This window comes from Streptomyces sp. NPDC033177 (assembly GCF_055577715.1).
This window is the reverse complement of sequence record NZ_JBVIPS010000010.1, coordinates 209,794-232,869: the sequence shown is the minus strand read 5'-3', so window position 1 is coordinate 232,869 and position 23,076 is coordinate 209,794. Positions and strand designations below refer to the sequence as shown.

The following is a 23,076-nucleotide window of genomic DNA, read 5'->3' as shown; positions in this document are numbered from 1 at the left end:
AGGGAACCCAGATGCCCGGCACCGACGGCTCCGCCGTCATCCGCAGCACTCTGCGCCAGCAGATCGCCGACGCGCTGCGCGACGAGATCCTCGGCGGCCGTCTGGAGCCGGGGCAGGAGTTCACCGTCAAGGAGATCGCCGAGCAGTACGGCGTCTCCGCGACCCCGGTCCGCGAGGCCCTGGTGAACCTCGCCGCGCAGGGCCTCCTGGACGCCGACCAGCACCGCGGCTACCGCGTCCACGAGCATTCCCTCGCCGACTACCGCGGCATGCTGGAGGCCCGCGGCCTCGTCGCCGACGGGATCTTCCGCGACCTCGCGAGGAACGGCACCCCGCTGGGCCCCAAGAGCCAGAAGGAAACGACCGCCGCGCTGATCTCCGTACGCCGTCGCGGCGAGGAGGCGGCGCGCGCCGCCTGCGCGGGCGACCTGAACGTCCTCATCGGCTACGACCTGCGCTTCTGGCGCGAGCTCAGCGCCCTCTTCGGCAACCCCTACCTCTCGGACTTCCTGCACCGCATCCGCGTCCAGTCCTGGGTCTGCGCCGTCACCTACCTGCGCCGCGCCGCCGAACGCGGCGACGGCGACCTGCGCGGCACCCTGTGGGCCCGGCACACCGAGCTCGTCGACGCCCTCGCGCACCGCGACCCCAAGGCCGCGCACGCGATCATCGACGAGTACAACGCCCACTCACTCGCCCTCATCGAGCGGCTGGCCGCTGCATGAGCGTGGATCTGACCGTCGTCGTCCCCGCCTACAACGAGGAGCGGCGCCTGGCCCCCACGCTCGCCGCGATCCGGGCGTATCTCGACGCGGAGTACGCGGAGTCCGCGGGGTACCCGGACGGCGACCGCGCCCGGTGGGAGCTGATCGTCGTGGACGACGGCTCCACCGACGGCACCCTCGACATCGCGGCCGACGCCGAGGCCGCCGACCCCCGCGTCCGGCTCATCCACTCCGACCGCAACCGCGGCAAGGGCCACGCCCTGCGCCTCGGCGTCCTCGCCTCGCGCGGCGACCGCGTCCTGATCACCGACGCCGATCTGGCCGCGCCCATCGAGGAGCTGGAGTGCCTCGACAAGGCGCTCACCGACGGCCACGCGGCCGCGATCGGCTCCCGCGCGGGCGCCGACGCCACGATCGAGGCCCACCAGCACCGCCTGCGCGAGCTCCTCGGCCGTACCGGCAATTTCCTGATACGCACGGTCGCCGTCCCCGGAGTCCGCGACACCCAGTGCGGCTTCAAGCTCTTCGACGGCGACCGCGCCCGCGAGGCCTTCGCCGCGTCCCGGCTGCGCGGCTGGGGCATAGACGTCGAGATACTGCAGTACTTCCGCCGCTCCGGCTGGCCGGTCGCCGAGGTGCCGGTGCGCTGGGCACACCAGGAGGGCTCGAAGGTCCGCCCGTTCGACTACGTGAAGGTCCTTGCCGAGCTGACCTCGCTCAAGGTCCGTACGGTCCGCCCGAAGGACCTGCTCGTGGCGGCGCTCTTCCTGGCCATGGCGGTCACCCTCTACTCGGGCCGCTTGATCGCACCGGGCGACCGCTATCTCCCGGACTCCCTCCAGGACCAGAATCAGTGGGAGTGGTTCTTCGCGGTGACGGCGGACAACATCCGCCACCTCCAGAACCCCCTCTTCACCCATCTGCAGAACTTTCCCGACGGCGTGAACCTCATGGCCAACACGGTCATGCTCGGCCTCTCCGTCCCCTTCGCCCCCGTGACCTGGCTCTTCGGCCCGGCGGTCACCCTGAACGCGGCGATGACGCTGGGCCTGGCCGCGACCGCCGTCGCCTGGTACCGGCTGATCCGCAAACGCCTTGTACGCCACCGGGGCGCGGCAGCCGTCGGCGCAGCACTGGCGGCCTTCGCGCCACCGATGATCAGTCACGCGCACGCGCACCCGAACTTCATGGTCCTGTTCATGATCCCGCTGATCATCGACAGGGCGCTGCGGCTCTGCGAGGGCGGGGGCTCCCGGGTCGTACGCGACGGGGTCGTCCTCGGGCTCTTCACGACGTACCAGATCTTCCTCGGCGAGGAGCCGCTGCTGCTCGCGGCGGTGGGCATGCTGCTGTTCGCCGTGGCGTACGGCGTGGTGCGCCGCGATGTGGCGAGGGAAACGTTCCGCCCCTTGGCGCGCGGCCTCGGCGTGGCGGTGGCGGTGACCCTGCCGCTGGTCGCGTTCCCGCTCTACTGGCAGTTCTTCGGGCCGCAGAGCTACACGAGCGTGCTGCACGGCGACAACGCGGGCAACAGTCCGCTGGCGCTCATCTCCTTCGCGGAACGCTCGCTGGCGGGCAACGAGGAGACGGCGTCCGCGCTCTCCCAGAACCCGACCGAGCAGAACGCGTTCTACGGCTGGCCCCTGGTCGCGCTTGCCTTCGCGATCGTCGTGCGTCTCTGGGAGCGGACGGTGGTGAAGGCGCTGGCCTTCACGGTCCTCGCGGCGGCCTTCCTCTCCCTCGGCCCGAAGTTCCGCATCCCGCTGACGGACGTCGTGCTGCCCGGCCCCTGGGCGCCCCTCGCGCACGCACCCCTCTTCGAATCGGTCATCGAGTCGCGGGTGGCCATGGTGTGCGCCCCGGCGCTCGGCATGCTGGTGGCGCTCGCGCTGGCCGACCTCCTCACCTCCGCGCGCCGCATGACGGCCGCGCGGTACGCGGGCGTGGCCGCGGTCGCCCTCGCGCTCCTTCCGATCGTGCCGGCGCCGCTGAAGGCGGTGGAGCGGGCGAGGCCCCCGGAGTTCATCGCCGACGGGACGTGGCGGGAGTACGTGGGCGAGGGCGAGACCCTCGTACCGATACCGCTGCCGGACCCGGCAGGCGCCGAGGCCCTGCACTGGCAGACCACGGCCGACCTGGGCTTCGCCCTCCCCGGCGGCTACTTCAACGGGCCGTGGGGCCCGGACCGCATCGGCATCTACGGCGCCTCCCCCCGCAACACCTCCAACCTCCTGCGGGACGTCCGCTCGGCGGGCCGCGCCCCGCAGATCACGGACGCGTGGCGCGGGGCGGCGCGCGAGGATCTGGCGTACTGGAACGCGGGAGTCCTGGTCCTCGCCCCACAACCGCACGACGCCGAACTGCGGGAGACGGTGGAGGGACTCCTTGACCGGCCCGGAAAGTGGGTAGACGGGGTGTGGATCTGGGATCTGCACAAGGGGAGCTAGGGGGCGCCCGCCCGGACTACGCTGCCTGCACGTGAGACACATCCGACGTCCGATATGCCGCCCGAGTATGAGCCTTTGAGCCTGACCTGAGGAGCACCCTTGGCCTGTGACCTGTGGCTGGTCCCGCTCGTCGACGTGCTGTGCCACAGCCCCGACAACCCCTTCGCGGAGGAGATCGCGACGTACGACAAGGCGCTGCACGAGGCCGGTCTGCCGCCCGTTCCCGTCTTCGCCTACATGCCGGGTCTCTCCGGGGACGTGGCCCCGGTCGCGGGCTTCGACTACGACGCGCTGCACTTCCTGCGCCGGGCGTACCTGCTCCAGGTCTGCGGCCTTGAGGTCACGCCGGTGGACGAACTGGGCGGGGACTACGAGCAGTTGCTGGAGATGTTCGACGCGACGGCCCAGCAGTCGCATCTGGTCTGGCACTACGACCATGCGGGGGCGTACGTCCCCGTCGACTTCCCCGCACCGCTCTCGAACGACGAACTTCTGTCGGGCGGCGGGCCGTTGGGCTCGTCCCAGGCGCTGCTCCGGGAACTGGAGTTCGTGGCCCCGTCCATCGGCATCGACGCGGCCAACCCGCCTCGCCCCCCGACCCCGCCCGAGGCCCCCACCTCCCTGGAGGAACCGGCGGCCCCGGCCCCACCGGACGCCAGCCCCTTCGCAAGGGAACGCCACGTATGGCTGGGCCTGCACGCGGCAACGACCCGAAGCCTGGCCCAGGGCTCAATGATCATCTACAGCTGACCACTACGTTTCAGCCCGTCCGGCGTTTGAGGACATCTTGTTACGGGGGCCTAGGGGGCGGAGCCCCCTGGTTTCGGGAAGGGGCGGGATCGGGGAAAGCCCCGCAGGGTCCCGCCCCTCGCCCCCCCGCCCCCGCCTCCAAGGCCCCGGGGCCAGCCCCCTCACCGCGGCTCAGGCGGCCGCTGCCGAGGCATGTTGGGGCGCGCCCCCGGCGGCAAGGCGGCCCGTACAGGAGAGGCACCCGCCTCCCCCCGGGAGGCGGGAACCACCGCCTGCATGGCCAACGGCGCAGGCCCCGACCGAAACTCCACCATCCAGTCCGCCGTCTCGGCCCGCACAAGCTCCGTCACATCCTCCGAGAACCGCCGAAGCACCCCCAGACACCGCTCGGCAGCCTCACTGGCGGTCCCCTCGGTGGGCCCGAGAACCTCCCGCACACTCTCCGACGCCCAGTCGAACTGCAACACCTGAAGCCGCCGCTGCACGGCCTGAGCGGTGGCCACGTCCCGCATCCACCCGGACGTGAGCCCGAAGAACCGGTCGCACGCCACGCACGCCGCCCCCGCGAGCAACGAGACGAACCCCCAGGTGGCGACACCCGCCACCGCCCCCGCCAGATCGAGCAGCGGAAGAACCCCCGCGCCCACGGCCCCCGCCGCCGCCCCCACCCGCGCGAGCCGCGCCCCGCGCCGCTTCCAGGCCCGGTCGGACAGGTACCACTCCGCGGTGTTGAGCGCCCCCCGCTCCACCCACCGGTACAGCTCGTCGAGCCGCTGGGCGGGCTCGCCCCAGTCGCCGACAGGAAAGGCCCGCCCCGTCAGATCCCCGGTCCGAGAGCCGTCCGCGCCCCCGGGCACCCCACCGGGAGCACCCCCGGGGACACCTCCAGGACCGCCCTGGTGCGCACCCGCCCCGGCACCCTGCCCCTCCTGGGGCACCCCCTCGGGCTGCATCTCCGGCTGGCTCACCCGGCACTCCCTCTTCTGTGACAGTTGGTGCGCATGCGCAGCCCCAGTCCTACCGCCCAATGGGTGGCCATGAGCCCGTTTTCGCAGTATTTCCGCCCGGAAGAGGTGCTTGATCAGGTATAGGAGGACGGCTGGTCTCACTCGAAAGAGTGCTGGGGCGAGGGAACCCTCGACCACGTAGGCTCATTGCAGGTGGAAAAAGCACTGCCAGACCCATCAACAGACCCATCAACAGACCCACCAACAGACCTGCCGACAGACCAACAGAACAGGAGCTGATCGTGATCCCCGGTGGTGGCCAGCCCAACATGCAGCAGCTGCTCCAGCAGGCCCAGAAGATGCAGCAGGACCTCGCGACCGCGCAGGAGGAACTCGCGCGCACGGAGGTCGAAGGCCAGGCGGGCGGCGGTCTCGTCAAGGCGACGGTCACCGGATCCGGTGAGCTGCGCGGCCTGGTGATCGACCCCAAGGCGGTCGACCCGGAGGACACCGAGACCCTCGCGGACCTGGTCGTCGCGGCGGTCCAGGCGGCGAACGAGAACGCGCAGACGCTCCAGCAGCAGAAGCTGGGCCCGCTGGCACAGGGCCTGGGCGGCGGAGGCATCCCGGGCCTTCCCTTCTAAGAGGGCCATCGGCCAACTACCGTACGTATCAGAGCTCCATACTCGGCAAGAGCAGGAGCTGAGGCACAAGGCTCAAGAAACAGGAAAGGGAAAGGCACCCCGTGTACGAAGGCGTGGTTCAGGACCTCATCGACGAGTTGGGCAGGCTGCCCGGCGTCGGTCCCAAGAGCGCGCAGCGGATCGCCTTCCACATCCTGCAGACGGAGCCGACGGACGTACGCCGCCTCGCCCACGCCCTCCTTGAGGTGAAGGACAAGGTCCGCTTCTGCGCGACCTGCGGGAACGTCGCGCAGGAAGAGCTCTGCAACATCTGCCGCGACCCGCGCCGCGACCTCAGCGTCATCTGCGTGGTCGAGGAGCCGAAGGACGTCGTGGCGATCGAGCGTACGCGCGAGTTCCGGGGGAAGTACCACGTACTGGGCGGAGCGATCAGCCCGATCGAAGGGGTCGGCCCGGACGACCTGCGCATACGAGAACTCCTCGCGCGCCTGGCGGACGGCACGGTCACCGAGCTGATTCTGGCCACGGACCCGAACCTGGAGGGCGAGGCGACGGCGACGTACCTCGCACGGATGATCAAGCCCATGGGCCTGAAGGTCACCCGCCTGGCCAGCGGGCTCCCTGTCGGGGGAGATCTGGAATACGCGGACGAGGTCACCCTGGGCCGCGCCTTCGAGGGGAGACGACTCCTAGATGTCTGAGAAGCAGCAAGAGAAGTCCACGAATCCGGCAGAAACCCCGGCCCCGGCCCCGGCAATCGCGCCTACAGCGGTCCTGGCCTCCGAGCCAATGGTTCTGCTGCACGCCTCCGCCCAGGACCCTGACTCCTTCGCGGTGCAGATCTCGGACCAGATCGAGAGCTTCATCGTGGCGGTGACGGAGGTCGCCAAGGGCGACGAGCCGGACTCGGCCGTGCCCTTCCTCCTCCTGGAGGTCTCCCAGCTCCTGCTTGCAGGCGGCCGCCTGGGCGCGCACGAGGACATCGTCCCCGACGAGCGGTACGAACCGGACCTCGGCCCGGAGCGCGACGTGGACGACCTGCGTGAACGCCTGGCGGCCATGCTGGAGCCGGTGGACGTCTACTCCGAGGTCTTCGACCCGTACGAACCGCGCAAGGCTCCGGTGCCGGCCCGCATCTCGGACGACCTCGCGGACGTCGTCGCGGACCTCTCCCACGGCCTGGCCCACTACCGCGCGGGCCGCACGACCGAGGCCCTGTGGTGGTGGCAGTTCTCGTACTTCTCCAACTGGGGCTCCACGGCCTCGGCCACCCTCCGTGCCCTCCAGTCCCTGGTGGCCCACGTCCGCCTGAACCAGCCCCTGGAAGACCTGGACGGCCTGGACACGGACGAGGACCTGGCGGAAGAGGCCCTCGCGGAAGCGGCGGGCAGGGTCATGGCGGAGGAGATCGCCGGGCCCCTGGGCCTCCGGACGGTCAAGTAGCCCCTGGAAGGAGCTGGGCCGGGGCCGTCGCCCCGCGCCCGCCCTCCGCGGCTCGCTGTGACCCGCCCCACTTTCCGGAGTGTCCGACTCCCCGCTGGGCATGTGCCAAGCCGAGCGGTCGAAACGTACGCCCCGAGCAGCGGGAGCGTATGCCGCCGGATGGTCACCTGGTGGGCGGGACATCTCACCATGTGATATCTGTGCGGCGAATTTCGGCCGCTCGTTAGACTGAGCCGACCGCAGCAGTGCGGTGAAGACGGACTGAGCGAGGAGCGCACGTGAGCCTTGTCGTGCAGAAGTACGGAGGCTCCTCCGTAGCCGATGCCGAGGGCATCAAGCGGGTCGCCAAGAGGATTGTCGACGCCAAGAAGAACGGCCATCAGGTCGTTGTCGTGGTGTCCGCCATGGGTGACACGACGGATGAGTTGATCGATCTTGCCGGGCAGGTATCCCCGATTCCTGCCGGGCGTGAATTCGACATGCTGCTGACCGCCGGGGAGCGGATCTCCATGGCACTCCTTGCCATGGCGATCAAAAACCTGGGTCACGCGGCCCAGTCGTTCACGGGCAGCCAGGCCGGTGTCATCACCGACTCCGTCCACAACAAAGCGCGGATCATCGATGTCACGCCGGGCCGCATCCGGGCCTCGATCGACGAGGGCAACATCGCCATCGTCGCGGGGTTCCAGGGTGTCAGCCAGGAGGGCAAGAACATCACCACGCTGGGCCGCGGCGGGTCGGACACGACCGCTGTCGCCCTCGCCGCCGCGCTCGACGCCGAGGTCTGCGAGATCTACACGGACGTGGACGGCGTTTTCACCGCCGACCCCCGTGTGGTGAAGAAGGCCCAGAAGATCGACTGGATCTCGTTCGAGGACATGCTGGAGCTCGCGAGCTCCGGGTCCAAGGTGCTGCTCCACCGCTGCGTGGAGTACGCCCGCCGTTACAACATCCCGATTCACGTGCGCTCGTCCTTCAGCGGACTTCAGGGCACGTGGGTCAGCAACGAACCGCAAGGGGACCGCAAGGTGGAGCAGGCCATCATCTCCGGTGTCGCGCACGACACCTCGGAGGCCAAGATCACGGTCGTCGGCGTGCCGGACAAGCCGGGCGAGGCCGCCTCGATCTTCCGCGCCATCGCGGACTCCGGGGTCAACATCGACATGATCGTCCAGAACGTCTCGGCCGCTTCGACCGGGCTCACGGACATCTCGTTCACCCTGCCCAAGGCCGAGGGCCGCAAGGCCATCGACGCCCTGGAGAAGACGCGGTCGGCCATCGGCTTCGACTCGCTCCGCTACGACGACCAGATCGCCAAGATCTCGCTGGTCGGCGCGGGCATGAAGACGAACCCCGGCGTCACCGCCGCCTTCTTCGAGGCGCTCAGCGACGCGGGCGTGAACATCGAGCTGATCTCGACCTCCGAGATCCGCATCTCGGTCGTGACCCGCGCCGATGACGCGAACGAGTCCGTGCGCGCCGTGCACACCGCCTTCGGCCTCGACTCCGACACGGACGAGGCCGTGGTCTATGGAGGCACCGGGCGATGACCGGAAAGCCGACGCTCGCGGTCGTCGGAGCGACCGGGGCCGTCGGCGCGGTCATGCTCCAGATCCTGTCGCAGCACGCCGACATCTGGGGCGAGATCCGACTCGTCGCCTCACCGCGCTCGGCCGGCAAGAAGCTGGCCGTGCGCGGTGAGGAGATCGAGGTCCTCGCGCTCGCCGAGGAAGTCTTCGACGGTGTCGACGTGGCGATGTTCGACGTCCCCGACGAGGTCAGCGCCCAGTGGGCGCCCATCGCGGCGTCCAAGGGCGTCGTCGTCGTGGACAACTCCGCCGCCTTCCGGATGGACCCGGACGTCCCGCTGGTCGTCCCGGAGGTCAATCCGCACGCCGCGCGCGTACGCCCGCGCGGAATCGTCGCCAACCCCAACTGCACGACGCTCTCGATGATCGTGGCCATCGGCGCGCTGCACGCCGAGTTCGGTCTGCGCGAGCTGATCGTCTCCTCGTACCAGGCCGTGAGCGGCGCCGGACGGGACGGCGTGGAGACCTTGCGCCGTCAGCTGAAGCTGGTGGCCGGTTCGGAACTGGGCACGAGCCCCGGTGACGTACGCCGTGCTGTCGGCGACGACACCGGGCCCTTCCCGGAGCCCGTGGCGCTGAACGTGGTGCCGTGGGCCGGGACGCTGCGGGACGACGGCTGGTCGTCCGAGGAGATGAAGGTGCGGGACGAGTCCCGCAAGATCCTCGGCCTGCCCGACCTGAAGGTCGCGGCGACGTGCGTACGCGTGCCGGTCGTGACCACGCACTCCCTGACCGTCCACGCGCGCTTCGAGGACGAGGTCACGGTGGACCGCGCGCGCGAGATCCTGGCCACCGCCCCCGGTGTCGTGCTGTTCGACGACCCGGCCGCCGGGGAGTTCCCGACGCCCGCCGACGTGGTGGGCACCGACCCCACGTGGGTGGGCCGGGTGCGGCGCGCACTGGACGATCCGACGGCCCTGGAGCTCTTCGTGTGCGGGGACAACCTGCGCAAGGGGGCCGCGCTGAACACGGCCCAGATCGCGGAGCTGGTGGCGGCGGAGCTCACCGGGCGCCAGGCCTGACCGGTCCCGGTCTCAGCCCCTGGCCGGTGTCGATCTCAGCCCCTGGCCGGTCCCCGGCGCCGGAGTGCCTGTGGGATCTGTGTAAATTCTGTGTCCAACTTGGTGGCCGGGATCGCTTGATCTGGACCATTGCCACGTTCGAAGATTCGCCATAAGCGTTCGAAGATATTCGTCCCCGTCCTCTGCAACCAGCAGCAGGGCGGGGCGCGTCTTTGCGATCGCCCTCCCGGGGGCGTGACCTGAGCGCTGCGAAAATTGGGCATAGGGGAAGAGCTGGTACGCATGGGGGCAATTGATGCAGCGTCACCGACGGCGACGCTGCCTGCCACAAACGCGCCGCGCGATGCGTACAACCCTCCAGGGGGTAGGCGTGTCCAACTGGCGTGGCAGAGGTTCTCGATTTCACAGCGGTACAGGCGAGGGGCGCGACCCTGCGCCCGCCCCGCCGTCCCCGTGCGCCCGCCGGCATGCCGGTGATCGCCCCCATGCCCACGACGAGATCGGCCCGCATCCCGACGCAGCGCGAGGGCGCTGAAGAGGCGATGAGCGCCGGCACCACGGTCGACCACCTGACCGAGACCTACCGCGCCCACTACAGGTCGCTCCTCGGCCTGGCGGCGCTGCTTCTCGACGACACGGCCTCCTGTGAGGACGTCGTGCAGGAGGCGTTCATCCGGGTGCACTCGGCGCGCAAACGCGTGCGGGACCCGGAGAAGACGCTCGCCTATCTGCGGCAGACCGTCGTGAACCTCTCGCGGTCCGCGCTGCGTCGCCGCATCCTCGGGCTGAAGCTGCTCTCGAAGCCGATGCCCGACATGGCGAGCGCCGAGGAGGGGGCGTACGACCTCCTTGAGCGGGACGAGCTGATCAAGGCGATGCGCGGCCTCCAGCGCCGTCAGCGCGAGGTCCTGGTCCTGCGGTACTTCGCGGACATGACCGAGGCGCAGGTCGCCGAGACCCTGGGCATATCGCTGGGGTCGGTGAAGGCGTACGGCTCGCGCGGGATCGCGGCTCTGCGGGTCGCCATGGAGGCACCGGCATGAGCAAGGATGAGTACGGGCGCGAGCAGGACGAGAGCGCCGAGTTTGAGCAGCGTGCTGGGGACGGAACTGTGAAACACGGCCAGGGTGACGAGCCCACCGCCTCCGAGAACGAGACAGGCGCCGCGGAGGGCGGGACGGGGTCCGAGGGTTCCGGGGCCGAGGAGCCTGGGGCCGAGGGGTCTGGGGCCGACGAGGCTGCCGAGGCCGTCGAGGCTCCTGAAGCCGCCGAGGCCGTCGAGAGCAAGGGCTCCGGGGCGGGTTCCCCGCTTGACTCCCTCTTCGGCGGTGACGAAGGCTCCGGCGCCGACGAGCTGGCGCTGCGCAGGATGATGCGCTCAGCGGTCCAGGAGATCGAACCGCGGGACAGCGCCCTGGAGCGGCTGCGGCACGCGGTGCCGGCGCGCAGGCAGCGCAAGCGGCAGGCCGTGGTCGGCATGGCGGCCGCCGCGCTCTTCATCGGCACCGCCATCCCCGCCCTCGTGCACGTGACGAACTCCGGCGGCGGCTCGGACGACCGGCCGTCGATCGCGGGCAACAGCGAGCAGACGCAGGGCGGTTCGAGCCAGGGCAAGGGCCCCGGCGGCGGGGAGAAGGGCGAGAGCAGCGGCTCCGGCCCCTCCAAGTCCAAGGACAAGAAGGACAAGAAGGGCAAGAAGGACGGCAAGGGGAAGGGCGAGGCCAGCGGCGGCGCGACCGGCGGCCCCGACGACCCGGCGGGCACGGAGTCCGCGGGCTCGCCCGCCTGTGCGGTGGACCAGCTCGGCAGCGCCTCGGGCAGCGCGGGTGTGGCCGAGGCCGACGGCAAGGTGTACGGCACGTTCCGCGTCGCCAACGTCTCCGGCAGCAGTTGTACGGTCAGCGCCCCGGGCAGCGTGAGCACGTCGACGACGGGGGCCGCCGATCCCGCGAAGATCGTCGTCACCGACCACGTGGCGGGCGACGCGGCGACGGGCCTTCCGGACCCGTCACAGGCGGTCAGCTCGCTGGTCCTCCAGCCGGGTGCCGCGTACGAGGTGAAGTTCGCCTGGGTGCCTTCGGAGGCATGTCCCACGGACAGCGGAGAGCCTTCGCCCGACCCGAGCCCCACCGAGAACGGCGGCACGGACGGCGGCACGCCGGGTGGCGTGGAGCCCCAGATGGTCCGCGAGGACGGCGGCACGCTGGACGGTGGCGTGACGGTGTCCCTGACCGCCCCCCAGGGTTCGCCCGCCGCGGGCGCGACGATCGTCAACGCGTGCGCGGGGACGGTGTACCGAACGGGGATGCTGTCGGCGTCGTAACGTCGGCGTCGCTAGGACAGAGACGGCCGGGCCGGAACCTTTGAAAGGTTCCGGCCCGGCCATCGTCGTATGGGTGGAGTCAGCCCGCGCGGACCCCGGCAGCTGAGTCGGTCGTTCCGCCACCCGCGCCGCTCGCCCCGTCACCCGCGGCGGCAGGATCCTCCGGCAGCAGCCCCAGCTCGGCGTCCCGCGCGAACTCCCGCTCCCGCCGGAACAGCCGGAACCACATGAAGACGACGAACCCCGCGAACACGAACCACTCGCCGGTGTAACCGAGGTTCTGGAAGGCCTTGAGGTCGAGCCCGGAGTTCTCCGGCGCGGCCGCGGGCACCGCCTTCATCCCGGAGTCGCCCTTCGCCAGGGTGACCCAGGCGTCGTACACATCGCCCTGGACCACGTTCACCAGCGATGCCGCGCTGATGGCGCCCAGCTGGCCATCCGGCAGCCCTCCGGCCGCGCTGACCCCGTTCGAACCGGGGCTTTCGGAGGCCTGGAGCGCGCCCGTCACGGTGACCTTGCCGGAGGGCGCCGGGGGAGCCTTCGCCGCGCTCGCCTTGCCGGGGAGCCAGCCACGTACGACGGGCAGGCCCTTGCCGTCCTCGGTGCGCAGCAGAGTCAGGACGTAATACCCCGACTTGTCGTCCAACTCCCGGCCCGGCACCAGCAGTTGCCTGCCGTACTGCCCCGTGGCCGACACCTGTTCCCCGGACGTCTCCTGGCTCACGGGGAGCATCGAGTCCAGCGGCCGGGGCTTCTCCTCGGACCGGGTGGGCGAGGCCTGCCGGTCCGCCTGCTGCTGCGCGGCGTCATGCGCCTCGACGCGGTCCTCGAACCGCCCCAGCTGCCATGACCCCATGAAGACGCACACGGGGATGGCCAGCAGTACGAAGACGTTGATCCCCCACCAGCGGGGCGTCAGCAGGAACCGGTACACACCCCCACGGTACGGGGGCGTCCGCCGGGGAGAGGCCGCGGGGTTGCCGAACCCACCGCCCCACCCGCGCCCCGGACCCCGCACCGGCGGCCCGGCTAGCGGAGGTGCCGCTGGGCGAAGTCCAGTTCCAACCGCACCTGCTTGATCCGCTCGTCCACGACGAGCGAGCCGTGCCCCGCGTCATAGCGGTACACCTCGTGGACCGCGTCCCGCGCCTTGAGCCGGTCCACGTAGTTCTCGACCTGGCGGATCGGGCAGCGCGGGTCGTTCACGCCCGCGGAGATGTAGACCGGGGCCTTCACCGCGTCCACGTACGTCAGCGGGGACGAGGCCTCGAAGCGCTCCGGGACCTCCTCCGGCGTACCGCCGAGGAGCGTGCGGTCCATGGACTTCAGGGCCTCCATCTCGTCGTGGTACGCCGTCACGTAGTCCGCGACGGGGACCGCGGCCAGGCCCACCGCCCAGGAGTCGGGCTGCGTGCCGACGCCGAGGAGCGTGAGATACCCGCCCCAGGAGCCGCCGGCCAGGACGATGCGGTCCGGGTCCGCGAGGCCCGACGTCACGGCCCACTCCCGCACCGCGGCGATGTCCTCCAGCTCGATCAGGCCGACCCGGTGCTTGAGGGCGTCCGTCCACTCCCTGCCGTACCCGGTCGAGCCGCGATAGTTCACGCGCACCACCGCGTACCCGTGGTCCACCCAGGCCGCGGGGCCCGCCGCGAACGCGTCGCTGTCGTGCCACGTCGGGCCGCCATGGATCTCGAAGACCGTGGGGAGGGGGCCGGTCGCGTCGGCGGGCTTCTGCACGAGGGCGTGCACCCGGCCGCCGGGACCCTCCACCCATACGTCCTCCACCGGCACGGAGGCCGGGGCCTTCATGCCGGGCGGGTCCAGGACGACGCCGCCCGACGTCGAGCGCACCACCGGCGGCTCGGCGGCCGACGACCACAGGTACTCCACACTGCCGTCCGGCCGCGCCGTCGCCCCCGACACCGACCCCGCGGGCGTATCGACCCTGACGAGGTCACCCGAGGCGAAGCCGTACCGGAACAGCTCGCTGCGGGCCTCGAAGCTGTGCGCGATGAGCAGGGCGGAGCCGTCCGGATACCACTCGGCGCTCACATCGCCCGGCAGGTCGAGCGCCAGGTCCGTCTCCTCGCCCGTGGCGACGTCCCACACCATCGGCTCCCAGCGGCCGCGCCGCTGATGCCCGACGAGGAGCCGCGTGTCCCCGTCGACCGGCGCGAAGCCGAGGACCTCGAGGCCCAGCTCGACCGTGCCGCCCTCGGTGTCGTCGAGCTCGGCGACCGTGGAGCCGTCCGGCCTGATCACCCGGAGGGTGGAGTGCATCGCGTCGCCGTGCTCCGTGTGCTCGACGGCGACCAGCGAACCGTCGTGGGAGAGGTCGCCGACGCCCGCGGACTCGCGATGGCGGTAGATCTCGACGGGGTCCGCGCCGGGGGACCGTACGACATGGATCGTCGAGCCCTCGTCGTCCGTGGAGCGGCCGATGACGGACATCCGGCCGTCCCGCGCGAGGACGAGGCCCGCGGGATACGACGGTTCGAGTCCCGGCACCGCGGGCTCGTCGGCGCCACCGCCGGCGAACGGCTGGCGCATCCACACGCCGAATTCGTCGCCGTCCGTGTCGTTGAACCACCAGATCCACTCGCCGTCCGGTGTGAGCACCCCGTCCGTCGTGCCGTTCGGCCGGTCCGTCACCTGGCGCTGCTCGCCGGTCGCGCGGTTCCACGCGTACAGCTCGTACGTCCCTGTCGCGTTCGACACGAACAAGGAGCGGTCGGGGGCGTCCTCCGCCCAGTCCGGCAGGGAGACCCGCGGCGCACGGAACCGCTTCTCCCAGTCCGGCATCGGCGCACCCGCGTCCCCGCCCGCAGCCGTGTTCCCTCCGCCCGCAGCCGCGTCTCCGCCCGCGCCCGTCGGCGTCGTCTTCCCTGCACCCGCACCCAAGTCGCTCATGGACCCCATAGTGCACGTACGCGCCGACAATCCGCTGGCGAGGGTCCCCAGCCTGTGGATAACTTTCTGGAATGTACTCACCGACCCCCTCCGACTGGCGCGAGGCCAACCGAAAACGCTGGGACGAGCGTGTGCCTCTCCACCTGGCCAGCGACTACTACGACCTCTCGTCCTTCCGCGCGGGAAAGGACCCGCTGCGCGCCTTCGAGCTCTCCGAGGTCGGTGACGTCACCGGGCGCTCCCTGCTCCACCTCCAGTGCCACCTCGGCCTGGACACCCTTTCCTGGGCCCGGCACGGAGCTTCCCGCGTGGTCGGCCTGGACTTCTCCGAGCCCGCCGTGGACGCGGCCCGCGACCTCGCGGCCGAGCTGGGCCTCAGCGCCGACCAGGCGTCCTTCGTGGCCGCCGATGTGTACGACGCGGTGGATGCGGTGCCGGACTCCTCGTACGACATCGTCTACACCGGGGTGGGCGCCCTGTGCTGGCTCCCCGACATCCAGCGCTGGGCCGAGACCGCGGCCGCGCTCGTCGCGCCCGGCGGCTTCCTCTACCTCTCGGAGTTCCATCCGCTCGCGGACATCCTGGACGACGCCACGGGCTCACGGATCGAGTACGACTACTTCGCCCGCGACGCCTGGATCGAGGAGACCCCCGGCGGCTACGCGGACAACACCACCCCCACGGTCCACAACCGCACCGTGGAGTGGCAGCACCCGGTGGGCGAGGTCGTCTCGGCCCTGGCGGCGGCCGGCCTGCGGATCGAGTTCCTCCACGAGCACGACACGACACTCTTCGAACGCTTCGGCACCCTCGAACTCCGCGACGGCACCTACCAGTTCCCGGCATCGCGCCCCCGCATCCCCCTCATGTACTCCCTGCGGGCGAGCAAGGCCCGCAATGCGAGGGCCTGAGGATGCCGCTGTGACGAGGGCCTGAGGATGCCGCTGTGACGAGGGCCTGAGGATGCCGCTGTGACGCGGGCCTGAGGATGCCGCTGCGACGCGGGCCTGAGGATTTCGCTCCGCCGAAGTCCTGAGGATTCCGTTCCGACGAGCAGCTCAGGGCCGCGCGTCCGTCGGCCGCATCCACCCCTCCCACACGAGCTCGTCGGGGTGCGCCGCCTCGCTCTCTCCCCGGCGGGGCGGGGCCGTCGAACCCGGTCCTGCCGGATCGAACTCCCCGAGCTTCGTCCAGCCCCACGAGCGCAGGACCTCGCGCCCCAGGTCGTCGTCCAGTTTGATGACCGCGACGACCAGATCCGTGCTGTGCCGTACGAGCAGCAGAGTGCGCAGGCGATCCGAGATGCCCAGGCGCCGATAGGCGGGCACCACCATCAGCTCGGTCAGGACGAAGACCCGGCCCGAGGCCGTGCGTTCCTCCACCTCCGGGGGCAGAACGCCCCGGAACCCCTCCCACCAGTCGCCGGTACGCGCCGCGCGGTAACCGTAGAGACAGCCGACCAGGCCCGCCGCGTCGGCGACGACCATCTCGAAGTCGGGCCGCTGCACGGTGCTTTCGAAAAGCCGCAGGAACCCCTGCCGGTCGCGGTACTCGGCGCCCGCGTCCCCCTTGTAGGCCTCGACATAGACGTCGGCGACCGCTTCCCGCTGCTGCTCCGCCTGCCACCGGGTCAGCCGCCGCAAGAACACGTCAGCCATTCGTTCCTCCACCCGCCCCCGCCGAGGGTCCCCTCGACATCCCTCGACACCCCTGGACTCCGCATGGTGACACCACGGAACGACGAGGGGAACGGGGCGTATGGGGACCATTTCCACGGCGACGTCATGAGGAGTCAGTCGGCGGCGGGGCGTTTGCCGAGGGCGGCGGCGAGGAGGGCGCGGAGGTGATCGGCCTCCGGGAGCAGCGTGGCCTCGATGTGGTCGTTGGTGTGACCGTCCAGGGTGAGTTCCTGGATGCGCCGGAACAGGAGCCGGTCCGCGGCGGCGATCAGGGCTGCGTCGGCCCTGTGCGCGATGGCCGGGGCGGTGTTCGGGCCGACGCCCGGGCCAGATTCCGGGCCGGTGTCCGGGGAGGCGGCGGGCAGCGCGGCGGCGGCCAGCGCGGCGGCGAGTGCCTCCTCGCGCAGGTCGTGGAGTTCGCGCAGACGGGCGGTGAGGGTCGGGCTGTCGGCGACCATGCGGGCGAAGGCGGGGCCGGTGAAGCCGACGACGGGGCTGTGCGCGAGAAGGGCGGCTCGGAACGTCCGCTTCAGGGCGGCGAGCGGCTCCTCGCCGGGCTCGCGCTCGGCGACGGCCCGGGCCAGGCCCTCGGTGAACGCCTCGTGGTGGTCGAGGGCGAGATCTTCCTTGCGAGGGAAGTAGTTGGTCACCGTTTTCTTGGCCACGCGGGCCGCGGCGGCGATCTCGGTGATGGTGGTCTGCTCGAAGCCCTGATCGATGAAAAGCCTGGTGGCGCAGTCGGAGATCAGCTGCCTGGTCTCCTGCTTCTTGGACTCGCGGAGGCCCATCTCGGTGGTGGTCATGAGGGAATATTACATCGGGGGCAAAATTATGCTTGACCGATGAAGGGGCTACATCTAAAGTTACGTCCGTCGCAAAAATACCCCGAGGAAACGGACCCAAATTTGCCCAAGCCAAAGCGCTCCACGGCTGCCACCACCGCCACCACTTCCGACGGCACCACCGACAGCACCTTCGAAGCCGCCACCACCCCGGACGTCACGGAGGGCTTGCCGCCTTTCCTGACCGCCAAGTTGGCGGCAACGCCCCCCACCCGCTTCGACGCGGCCGCGGCGGCTAGCGGGACGGGCGACCTGTTCACGACCACGGTCATGGCCCGGCCCCTGCACCCCTCCATGGCGGCCCACCCCCTCCCGCTCGCTCACGACCCCGGCCCCGGCGGTGGAACTCGCCGACGAGGGCCAGCTCACCCGGGCGGGCAAGCACAAGCGGGAGCCCGCCCCCGGGACCTGCCACCGCAGCGGCACAAGTCGCCCCGCTCAACTGCCGGACGAGGCCGCTGATTCCGCCCAGGCTCGCAAAAGCGCCCACCGCCCCCTCCTCACACCCCGACTGGCCAGGAGTTGCCCTGAACGCCACCGCTTCCACCCTCTCCCTCACCGTCGCCGACGTGGACGCCTCGCGTGAGTTCTTCGCCACCCACCTCGGCTACCAGATCGCCATGGCCGCCGACGGCTTCGCGTCCTTGACCCGCGGCGACGGAGCGGCCGACATCGTGCTGCTCCGTCGCGGCAGCGAGGTGCTCCCGCCCGAGCAGCGGGACCAGCGGGCGACGGGCCTGATCTTCGCGCTCACCATCACCGGCATCGAGGCCGAGGAACAGCGCCTGCGCGAGGCCGGCGCCCCGATCACCATGCCGCTGCGCGAAGAGCCCTGGGGCGAGCGACTGTTCCAACTGACCGACCCGAACGGCGTCATAGTCCAGTTCGTCGAGTGGGCAACGCAGGAGGAGCCCCCGCAGACCGAGGAGCCGGAACCGAAGCCGGAGCCCGCCATGCGCGTGATCACCCCCACCGACGAGAACGTCACCGAGTCCCCGAACGCCCGCATGACGGGCCTGGCTGCCCCCAGCCGGGGCAGTACGGAACTCAGCACCTGGACCGTCGCGATGGCGGCTGGCCAGACCGGCCCCGAACACGTCATCAACCGCGAACAGGTCTGGACGGTGACCGACGGCGCCCTCGACGTCACCTACGACGGCCACACCGAAAAGATCACGGCCGGCCAGACCTTCGTACTCCCACCGGACGCACTCCGCCAGATCCACGCCCCACAAGCGGCCGAGGCCCACGTCGCCATGCAGGCGGACGGAGTCGCCTCGACCCCCGACACCGAGGGCACACGCACCCTGCCCTGGGCCCAGTGAGGCAAAGGCCTGACGACCTCAGTCGGGCCTGACACACACAGAACCAGGCGAGGCGCCCACCGAATCCGGCAGGCGCCTCACCTGTTGTTTCAACTGTCGGGGTGGCGGGATTTGAACCCACGACCTATTCGTCCCGAAGCAACTTGGGTGGGGGCCGGCACCTTGGGCTGGTGCGCGTTTCACCTGCGCTAATAATGCTGACGAATTGGCTGCGTGGGATTCACCGATCGCCTCGCCGCAACGATCCGGAAGAATGCCGGAGCTGGGCCGACCTATCGGATCGCGCAGCCGCGCGGCGGCGCTCTGTCAACTGCCAGCGCCGACGGCGGTGTTCGAGGACTGCCTTCCACAGTTCCAGGCGATGGCGAGAGCCCTTCGGGAACGTGAAGCGGAGGACTCCGAGGACGACGGTGGTCACCAGCACGGAGACAGACTCCGGATGGTCGGTGAGAAGTGACACGGATCAGTCCTCCCCCTCGCACAGATCCATCGAGGCGGTGCCCAACAGCACCCGGAAGGCATCGCCGTGGCGGGTGACTCTCGCGCCCTTGATTCCGGCCTCCCGGTGGGTCAAGGCCCGGGCCAGGTCGTGGGGTTCGGGGTAGCCGGTCCAGCGGAACTTCCATGAATCCCCAGCGCCCCAGAGCCGGCGCACGGCACCGTTCCGGAGCACAGCCGGCTCCCTCCTGCGCTCGACCCCGGGGCGCTCCAGGGGATCCCAGGACAGGCTGGTCGCCCAGCGTCTCCGTCGGTCCACCAGGTTGTAGCGGGACACGAGGCCAGCCAGCAGGGTGGCGGCATCATCCGAGATCGGGGGAACCTCTGCCAGTGCACGACGCTCGTGCGCCATGAGGTCTTGGTCGACTGTGAGAGAGCGGTCCCGGGGCCCGATGCTGGGTTTGCCGTCACGGGGGCATCCAGCCGGGTCCGCGGTGATGGTCAGCCGTGCACCAGTCGGCAGATGATGCAGGAGGACAGAGACGTGTTCATGGCAGATGTACGTGTCCTCGTATCGCAGCCCAGGAACACCGCGCGAACTGCCCGTAGCAGCGGGCAGCAGTCGGGTGGCCACGTTCTCCGGGGCGCGCTCCGCCACCATCACCAACCGGTCCCGACGGGGCGACATCACCGGGTCGTACGAGGCGACAACTGCGTAGTTCCACTTCGCCGTCGGGCCTGTGTATACGTTGCCGTTGAAGAGCGCGAGGGCCAACAAGGCTCGAAAGGAACGCTGTTCGTCTGAGCAGTGATCCAGGCCCAGTCCATGAGTGCCGCCGCGGATCGCGAATCCGGCTGCGTCCACGCTCTCGCCGGTGTACTGGGCGCGGAGCTCAATCCGGTCCTCGGCCGACATGCTGTGGACGGGCAGTCCGCCCAACTCCATCGCGGCGGCCAACCTTGCCCTCTGGTAGGGGACGGCGTCCCCCGACTCGCCCTGAATTCGGCGTGCGAGTTCGGTGATGTCACTATCGAGCGTCATGTCTGGCTCCTGGTGGGCGCGCCTCAGTGCTCCCGCCCACTGCGCCCCATAGGAGGAACAACAGCTCTACTTCACGCGCGCCCGACGGCACTTTGCGCCCTCAACCCTGGACGACTGCGGGAGGAGCCCAGGTCCGACGTAATGGCGAGCGTGGTCGCCTCATCGGATCATAGCGCCTTCGCAGCAAGTGGACGGCATGTGTAACTACGCTAAGCGGTAGTGCAGTTGGTAAAGGGGCCGGTCGATTTATTGCCTGCTGGGCGTTACCACTTACGCATCGCTTACGAATGACCGGCCCCCGCGCCTTGGGAGGCGGAGCGCATCAGTTGCTCGAAGTTCTCCACCCAGTAGCCGCTCACCAGCTCACCATGCAGGGTCAGCCCCAGGGCCCGCGAGGACGCCCGGTTCGGCTGGCCGTTGCCTGGCGGGGGACGGGCTGTTTGTGACGCGAGGTGCCCCGGCGCCCGTGCCGATCAGACTCGTTGGCTGCGAGCCCGCGGAACCCCTACTTGCTGTCCTGCGCCAGCCGCGTAAGTGGCCTCGCCACCTGGCTGTTCACCCCGGCGGTCTCCGGCTGGTACCCGAAGAAGGCGCCGCAGGAGGCCCGTCCGGTGCCGATCCTCGGCGATCCGTGGCCCGGCATCCCCGCCAGGGGCCGAGCAGCAACCATTCGAGCGGACGCCTGCTGGCTCCCGATCACGAAGGGCCTTACGCCGCACGGCCTCCGCCACACCCACCGGACGATGATGGAGGACCTCGGCACCGAGAAGGTCCTCATGGACGAACGCATGGGCCACATCGACGGCTCTACCTCGGCGCGCTATGCCCACGTCATGGCTGGCATGCGGAAGCGACTCATGGCCGGTCTAACCGAGCAGTGGGAGGGGCAACTGAAACTCGACTGGCCATGGCCCCCCACTCGCCGGTACGAGTGCTCGACAAGATCTTGCAAACGCGGGCAACCGCAGGACGAACGTAGTCTCTATCGGGATTGCGCTCTGGGGCCACCGCATGCGACGGCGGAGGGGGCTGCTGCTAGGTGTCACTCCTGCGGCGCGGGCCTTGCCCGTCCTGTTGGGGCACAGGAAGGCGGGCCGAGGCGTAACGGGCGGAAGGGCGCAGATGCCGTTCCGGATCACGGATACCGGCGATCTCACCCAGTCCGATCACATACGGCCGAAGGCGGTTCTGCAGTTGGCGGAGGTCTGTGCGAAACGCGGTGTTCTGGGGCCACTCGGACTCGTCCTTGTCCGGGTGGCTGTTCTCGAACTCCGTCAGGCTTGGGTGCCACCTAGCTAGAAACGGAGCCAGCTCAAAGTTAATGACGTCCAGGGCCAGTTCATACACTGAGTCACCCTTGGAGGGGGGAGGCGGAGCGGTAGGGCCCTCCAGGGGATCGCGGTAGAGGTCGAAGAGGGTCTTGAGGGAGGTTAGGGCCTCGCGTAGGTTCCCGCTTCCCTCATCCAGCGGGCGAGTGGCTACTCGTGTGGCAGCTTGGAAGAACATCCGTTGGGCGGCCTGACGCATGTCCGTTTTGGCGATGAACGACATCTCGTTACCAAGGAGGGCGAGGCGCACCTCGGTCAGTTGAACAGACCTCCGGTACAGCTCCAGGCCGAATGCTGCGGCCACACCGGCGAGGCAACCGACGATGATCGACAACCGCTGCCCGCCGGTCTGACTGATGGAATAGGCGGCGATGCCGATCACGCTGCCCGTGAGGCCGGCTAACACAGCTCGCAAGCCCATCCGAATCGCGCCGGCGCCCTCATGTCTGCTTCGTCTGTCCACCGGACCCCCATCCCCTTGACGTTCCGTCTTGTCTGGTGGCTCTCGCAGAGGTGCGGAGGCCATCTCGCACTCTCGGAGCACCTCAGACTGCGCCAGTAAACATGGTCATGCCACTTTAGAGGGGGCGCGTCGACAGCTGACTTGGCGATGGTCTTCCTGTGCTACGCGGCATCTTCCTCTCGAACCACGTCGGCGATCTGTTGTGCGATCTCCTCAATGGAGTATTCGCTGGTGCTCATCGCAACCTTGTCCGCGAGAGAAGGGCTGTGGCGTCGGACGTCATCGCCGGTCAAGTCGTGCCAGATCGGCAAGAGTGACTGTTCGCCAGCCACGTTACGGGTGACGAGCCCGTCGAGTTCGTGGTTGGTCCAGCCCTTGGCGAAGAACGGTTTCGAGAGTACGACGACGCCGAATCGGCTTGCCCGAATCCCTTCATCAATCTTGCGACGGAGGCTGTGGCCGATCCGCATCTGGGCTTCATCAAGCCAGACAGCCACGCCTAGCTTGGTCAGCGCGTCTCGGAGGGGTCGTGCAACGGCTTCTTTGTCCTCGGATGCGTGGGAGATGAAGACGTCCCAAGTCTGGCCTCCCAGGACGTCGCCAACGGGCTCCTCCGGCTCATGGACTGCGACGGAGCGGGCCGGGCTGCCTTGCGGTTCGCGAGCAGGAGGAAGGAAGCCACGCGGAGGCGGTTGAACCTGAACAGAGGAGGCGATTCGGCCGGTGCGGCCGCCGAGGTCGATGGCCGCGACCCAGTGTCCGTTACTCGGGATGGTGATTCGGTGTGGAGACCGATCGACGCGGCCACCCAGATACCGGTACCTCTTCCCCGACTTGTACTTGTTGTACTCACTACGCGTCATCACCTGGACGTTGGCTTGGTTGCGCAGGGTGACGACGACCGTGGACCCTCTCTTGAGGCTGCCAAGGTCGTAATGGACGTGTTCCATAAGCGCTCCTGAGGGACGTGCGGCTAGCGCATCTCAGGGTAGGAACTGGCACTGACAGTCGGTGGGTTCTAATGGAAGGAGGAGCTGTCGTCGACTGGACGCTTAAGGCTCGCGGGTGCCCGTGCGAACTGACTTCCTGAAGGTGGCTCCCAAACGGCTCCCAGATCGTCCTGAGGAACCACTCAGGGGCCCGACCCGCGATGCGG

General features: G+C 69.7%; 21 protein-coding genes and 1 pseudogene. 13 read left to right on the top strand and 9 right to left on the bottom strand.

The features are described 5' to 3' along the window. Positions 1-11: 11 nt before the first annotated feature. The 3 genes from ACZ5U5_RS31815 (at position 12) to ACZ5U5_RS31805 (ending at position 3,922) form a co-directional block, all read left to right on the top strand. Complete coding sequence (locus ACZ5U5_RS31815) at positions 12-725, top strand: GntR family transcriptional regulator (RefSeq protein WP_469028545.1); 714 nt, start codon at positions 12-14, stop codon at positions 723-725. After that, positions 722-3,172: a dolichyl-phosphate beta-glucosyltransferase gene (locus ACZ5U5_RS31810; protein WP_469028542.1), complete on the top strand. Its 2,451-nt coding sequence runs from the start codon at positions 722-724 to the stop codon at positions 3,170-3,172. Before ACZ5U5_RS31815 ends, ACZ5U5_RS31810 begins: the two co-directional genes overlap by 4 nt. Before the next feature lie 99 nt (positions 3,173-3,271). Next, complete coding sequence (locus ACZ5U5_RS31805) at positions 3,272-3,922, top strand: hypothetical protein (protein WP_365829027.1); 651 nt, start codon at positions 3,272-3,274, stop codon at positions 3,920-3,922. Between the two features lie 161 nt (positions 3,923-4,083). Here the strand turns inward: ACZ5U5_RS31805 and ACZ5U5_RS31800 are convergent, their stop codons facing one another. Further along, positions 4,084-4,890 carry an SLATT domain-containing protein gene (locus tag ACZ5U5_RS31800; protein WP_469028539.1) on the bottom strand — a complete coding sequence of 269 codons (807 nt, stop codon included), beginning with the start codon at positions 4,888-4,890 and terminating at the stop codon, positions 4,084-4,086. A 281-nt stretch (positions 4,891-5,171) separates the two neighbouring features. Between ACZ5U5_RS31800 and ACZ5U5_RS31795 the strand changes: the two genes are divergently transcribed. From ACZ5U5_RS31795 to ACZ5U5_RS31765, 7 genes are all read left to right on the top strand, one after another. Further along, complete coding sequence (locus tag ACZ5U5_RS31795; RefSeq protein ID WP_125514106.1) at positions 5,172-5,513, top strand: YbaB/EbfC family nucleoid-associated protein; 342 nt, start codon at positions 5,172-5,174, stop codon at positions 5,511-5,513. 101 nt (positions 5,514-5,614) lie between these two features. Next, on the top strand, positions 5,615-6,214 hold the full coding sequence (gene recR / locus ACZ5U5_RS31790) for a recombination mediator RecR (RefSeq protein ID WP_125514107.1): 600 nt from the start codon (positions 5,615-5,617) through the stop codon (positions 6,212-6,214). An 88-nt stretch (positions 6,215-6,302) separates the two neighbouring features. Continuing rightward, positions 6,303-6,956, top strand: a complete 654-nt coding sequence (locus tag ACZ5U5_RS31785; protein ID WP_469028959.1) for a DUF5063 domain-containing protein — start codon at positions 6,303-6,305, stop codon at positions 6,954-6,956. Positions 6,957-7,234: 278 nt separating this feature from the next. Then, positions 7,235-8,506, top strand: a complete 1,272-nt coding sequence (locus ACZ5U5_RS31780; protein WP_249588720.1) for an aspartate kinase — start codon at positions 7,235-7,237, stop codon at positions 8,504-8,506. After that, positions 8,503-9,567, top strand: a complete 1,065-nt coding sequence (locus ACZ5U5_RS31775; protein WP_469028535.1) for an aspartate-semialdehyde dehydrogenase — start codon at positions 8,503-8,505, stop codon at positions 9,565-9,567. Before ACZ5U5_RS31780 ends, ACZ5U5_RS31775 begins: the two co-directional genes overlap by 4 nt. A 383-nt stretch (positions 9,568-9,950) precedes the next feature. Beyond that, positions 9,951-10,610: a SigE family RNA polymerase sigma factor gene (locus ACZ5U5_RS31770; protein WP_363210486.1), complete on the top strand. Its 660-nt coding sequence runs from the start codon at positions 9,951-9,953 to the stop codon at positions 10,608-10,610. Beyond that, positions 10,607-11,890: a hypothetical protein gene (locus ACZ5U5_RS31765; RefSeq protein ID WP_469028533.1), complete on the top strand. Its 1,284-nt coding sequence runs from the start codon at positions 10,607-10,609 to the stop codon at positions 11,888-11,890. Before ACZ5U5_RS31770 ends, ACZ5U5_RS31765 begins: the two co-directional genes overlap by 4 nt. A 79-nt stretch (positions 11,891-11,969) precedes the next feature. Here ACZ5U5_RS31765 and ACZ5U5_RS31760 read toward each other — a convergent pair whose 3' ends face one another. Both ACZ5U5_RS31760 and ACZ5U5_RS31755 read right to left on the bottom strand, forming a co-directional pair. Next, a complete protein-coding gene (locus ACZ5U5_RS31760; protein ID WP_469028530.1) occupies positions 11,970-12,824 on the bottom strand; it encodes an SURF1 family protein in 855 nt (284 codons plus the stop codon). Between the two features lie 95 nt (positions 12,825-12,919). Then, positions 12,920-14,695: a S9 family peptidase gene (locus ACZ5U5_RS31755; RefSeq protein ID WP_469028956.1), complete on the bottom strand. Its 1,776-nt coding sequence runs from the start codon at positions 14,693-14,695 to the stop codon at positions 12,920-12,922. Positions 14,696-14,874: 179 nt separating this feature from the next. Here ACZ5U5_RS31755 and ACZ5U5_RS31750 point away from each other — a divergent pair, with 179 nt between their 5' ends. Further along, positions 14,875-15,714 carry a class I SAM-dependent methyltransferase gene (locus ACZ5U5_RS31750; protein WP_469028527.1) on the top strand — a complete coding sequence of 280 codons (840 nt, stop codon included), beginning with the start codon at positions 14,875-14,877 and terminating at the stop codon, positions 15,712-15,714. 147 nt (positions 15,715-15,861) lie between these two features. Here ACZ5U5_RS31750 and ACZ5U5_RS31745 read toward each other — a convergent pair whose 3' ends face one another. The 3 genes from ACZ5U5_RS31745 to ACZ5U5_RS31735 all read right to left on the bottom strand — a co-directional run bounded on the left by ACZ5U5_RS31745 (position 15,862) and on the right by ACZ5U5_RS31735 (position 17,596). Beyond that, positions 15,862-16,461 carry a GNAT family N-acetyltransferase gene (locus ACZ5U5_RS31745; protein ID WP_469028524.1) on the bottom strand — a complete coding sequence of 200 codons (600 nt, stop codon included), beginning with the start codon at positions 16,459-16,461 and terminating at the stop codon, positions 15,862-15,864. 134 nt (positions 16,462-16,595) lie between these two features. Next, positions 16,596-17,270, bottom strand: a complete 675-nt coding sequence (locus tag ACZ5U5_RS31740; protein WP_469028954.1) for a TetR/AcrR family transcriptional regulator — start codon at positions 17,268-17,270, stop codon at positions 16,596-16,598. 41 nt (positions 17,271-17,311) lie between these two features. Continuing rightward, a complete protein-coding gene (locus ACZ5U5_RS31735) occupies positions 17,312-17,596 on the bottom strand; it encodes a hypothetical protein (RefSeq protein WP_469028521.1) in 285 nt (94 codons plus the stop codon). Positions 17,597-17,782: 186 nt separating this feature from the next. On the opposite strand from ACZ5U5_RS31735, the gene ACZ5U5_RS31730 reads away from it, so the two are divergent. Next, entirely contained in the window at positions 17,783-18,649 is an 867-nt protein-coding gene (locus ACZ5U5_RS31730) for a VOC family protein (protein WP_469028953.1), read from the top strand. A gap of 463 nt (positions 18,650-19,112) precedes the next feature. On the opposite strand, the gene ACZ5U5_RS31725 is transcribed toward ACZ5U5_RS31730, so the two are convergent. Further along, positions 19,113-20,129, bottom strand: a complete 1,017-nt coding sequence (locus ACZ5U5_RS31725; RefSeq protein WP_469028519.1) for a hypothetical protein — start codon at positions 20,127-20,129, stop codon at positions 19,113-19,115. Positions 20,130-20,656: 527 nt separating this feature from the next. Here ACZ5U5_RS31725 and ACZ5U5_RS31720 point away from each other — a divergent pair. Next, positions 20,657-21,108 (top strand): annotated as a pseudogene (locus ACZ5U5_RS31720) (LacI family transcriptional regulator); the annotation flags it as partial. Positions 21,109-21,164: 56 nt separating this feature from the next. Here ACZ5U5_RS31720 and ACZ5U5_RS31715 read toward each other — a convergent pair. After that, positions 21,165-21,920 carry a hypothetical protein gene (locus ACZ5U5_RS31715; protein ID WP_469028516.1) on the bottom strand — a complete coding sequence of 252 codons (756 nt, stop codon included), beginning with the start codon at positions 21,918-21,920 and terminating at the stop codon, positions 21,165-21,167. A 161-nt stretch (positions 21,921-22,081) separates the two neighbouring features. After that, entirely contained in the window at positions 22,082-22,870 is a 789-nt protein-coding gene (locus ACZ5U5_RS31710) for a DUF1883 domain-containing protein (RefSeq protein ID WP_469028513.1), read from the bottom strand. Positions 22,871-23,076 lie beyond the last annotated feature (206 nt).